Annotated in this window: 1 protein-coding gene; it reads right to left on the bottom strand. The window is 70.4% G+C overall.

All coding sequences use genetic code 11. The annotated features are described in order from the left end of the window. The coding region (locus tag A37U_RS0139010; protein ID WP_020502085.1) for a type I polyketide synthase at nt 1-3,154 on the bottom strand (3,154 nt) is incomplete at both ends.

Genomic DNA, 3,154 nt, shown 5'->3' with positions numbered 1-3,154 from the left:
ACCCACATCCACCGGATCAAGAGCCGAATCAGCAAGCACATGCTCACGCAACCGACCCGCCTGGGCAGCCAGTCCACCCGCGCCCCGCGCGGAAAACGGCCACGCGGTGGCCCGGGGCAGCACGACCGGGACAAGTTTCTCCCCTGGCTCATCCGCGACCGACGGGGCTTCCTCGAGAATCACGTGCGCGTTGGTGCCACTGATACCGAACGCTGAAATCCCGGCCCGACGCGGACGCTCGTCGGCAGGCCACGACACCGGTTCGTTGAGCAGCCGCACATTGCCTGTCGACCAATCCACGTGCGGCGAGGGCTCGTCCGCGTGCAGTGTCGGCGGCAGTTGGCCGTGCCGCAGCGCCAGCACCATCTTGATCACACCGGCCACACCAGCCGCGGTCTGCGTGTGCCCGAGGTTGGACTTCACCGAACCCAGCCACAGTGGACAGTCCCGATCCTGACCGTAAGTGCCGAGCAGCGCTTGCGCCTCGATCGGATCACCCAGTTCCGTACCTGTCCCGTGCGCCTCCACAGCGTCCACATCGGACACCGAAAGGCCGGCGTCCGCCAGTGCGGCACGAATAACCCTTTGCTGAGAAGGCCCATTCGGCGCGGACAGTCCGTTGGAGGCGCCGTCCTGGTTGACCGCACTCCCCCGGACGACGGCCAGCACCCGGTGACCGTGGCGTCGGGCGTCGGAGAGGCGTTCGACGGCCAGCATGCCCGCCCCCTCGGCCCAGCCGGTTCCGTCGGCATCGGCGGAGAACGCCTTGCACCGGCCGTCCGAGGCCAAACCCTGCTGTTTGGCGAACTCGGCGAACGCGCCCGGGGTGGCCATCACGGCGACACCGCCGACCAGCGCCAGCGTGCACTCCCCGGAACGCAGTGCCCGCGCCGCCAGATGTAGGGCGACCAGGGAGGACGAGCATGCGGTGTCGATGGTCACCGCCGGGCCCTCCAGTCCGAGGGTGTAGGCGAGACGACCGGAGATGACGCTGCCCGCGTTGCCGGTCAGCAGGTAGCCCTCGGCGCCGGGCGCACCGTCCAGGGTTTCGCTGTAGCCCGAGGAGGATGCGCCCGCGAAAACGCCGGTCGACGTGCCGCGCAGCGAGACGGGTTCGATGCCGGAGTGTTCAAGGGCTTCCCAGGCGGTCTCTAACAACAGCCGCTGCTGCGGGTCCATGGCCAAAGCCTCACGCGGAGAGATCCCGAAGAACCCGGCGTCGAACTCGTCCGCGTCATACACGAACCCGCCCTGACGCGCGTAGGGCGAATCGATTTCCTGGACATCCCAGCCGCGGTCGGTGGGGAACCCCGAGATGGTGTCGGTGCCGGAAGACAGGATGTCCCAGAGCTGCCCGGGATTGGCGACGCCACCGGGATAGCGGCAGCCCATCCCGACGATGGCGATCGGCTCGTCGTCCACTTCCGTCGGGCCGCTTCTCGGCGCCGGAATGCCTTCGGCACCGAGGAGTTCGCCATGCAAATGGTCAGCGAGCGCAACCGGGGTCGGGTGGTCGAACACGAGCGTGGCGGGCAATCGCAGGCCTGTCGCGGTTGCGAGCTGGTCGCGCAATTCGACCGAGGTGAGCGAGTCGACGCCGAGGTCGCGGAATGCCCGGCTCGGTTCTACGGCGGCCGCGGTGGCGTGACCGAGCACGGCGGCGGCCGCGGTACGGACCAGACCGATCAGCTCCCGATCCTGCTCGGTCCGGGACAGAGCCGAGAGTCGTCGGGCGAGCTCAGTGTCGACGGTTCGCGGTTCGTCGGAGGTGGTGGCGAGCGCCTGTTCCACCTCGGGCAGGCCAGCGAGGAGGGGACTCGGGCGGCGCAGCGTGAACATCGGAGCGAAGTGCGCCCAGTCGACGTCGGCGACGGTGATGGCGTGTTCGCCGCCGTCGAGGATCTGGGCGAGCGCGCGAACGGCCCGGTCCGGGGCCATGGCTCGCAAACCGTGGCGGCGTAGCTGGTCGCCGGCGACACCGGTGCCCATACCGCCGCCATCCCACAGTCCCCAGGCGATCGAGGTGGCGGCCAGTCCACGGGCGCGGCGGTCGGCAGCGAGGGCATCGAGGAAGGCGTTGCCCGCGGCATAGGCGGGTTGCAGGCCGCTGCCCCAGGTCGCGGAGATGGAGGAAAAGACGATGAACGCATCCAGGTCGCGGTCCGCGGTCAGCTCGTCGAGCCAGCGCGCCCCTGCGACCTTGGCCTCGGTGACGGCCGCGTATTCGGCCACGGTGGCTTCCGGAAGGGGCGTCCCCTGGCCGGTTCCTGCGGCATGTACGACGGCGGTCAGTTCGGGGGTGTGGTCGATCAGTCCGGCGACCTCGGCGCGTCGGCCGATATCGCAGGCGAGGACTTCGACCGCCGTGCCCGATCCAGCCAGCTCGGCGGCCAGCGCCACGACTCCGTCGGCTGCTGGACCGGACCGGCTGGTGAGCACGAGGTGCGGGGTGCCCCGCTCGACCAGCCAATGGCTGACGTGTCGGGCAATGCCCCCAGTGCCACCGGTGACAAGCACACTGCCGCGCGGCCGCCACGGGGTGCGGGTGCCGGACGGGGCGGCGGCGTGAACCAGTCGCCGCGCGCGGATCCCGGAAGGCCGCAGCGCGAGCTGGTCCTCGCCGAGGTCCGCGAGCACCGCACACAGTCGCGCAGCGGCGCGGTCATCGAGGGTTTCGGGCAGGTCGATCAGGCCGCCCCAGCGGTCCGGGTGTTCCAGGCCAATGGTCCGGCCGAGGCCCCACGCCTGCGCCTGGTGGGGACGGGGCAGCGGCTCGGCAGGGGCGGTGGCGACCGCGCCCCTGGTGAGCACCCACAGTGGGGCCGTGATCTCGGCATCGCCGAGTGCCTGTGCAAGGGTCATCGTGGCGGCCACGCCGCGCGGTACCACCGGGAATTCCGGGTGCGGTGTCTCGTCGAGTGCCAGGACGGAGACGACGCCCGCGAGATCGTCGGTCGGCAGCGCGGCGACCAGGTCCGCGCGGTCGAGGCCGTCGGTGTCCAGGGTGGTGACGTGTGCGCCGCGCTCGATCAGCGCCGCGCCGACTTCCACCGACTCGCCCACGAGCAGCCAGGTGCCGGTCAGTGTTGTGGGGGTGGGTTCGGTGATGGGTTCCCAGGTGATTCGGTAGCGCCAGTCGGTGATGGTCGTGTCG

This window comes from Sciscionella marina DSM 45152 (assembly GCF_000379465.1).
Classification (GTDB): domain Bacteria; phylum Actinomycetota; class Actinomycetes; order Mycobacteriales; family Pseudonocardiaceae; genus Sciscionella; species Sciscionella marina.
This window is presented reverse-complemented; position numbering and strand designations above follow the sequence as displayed.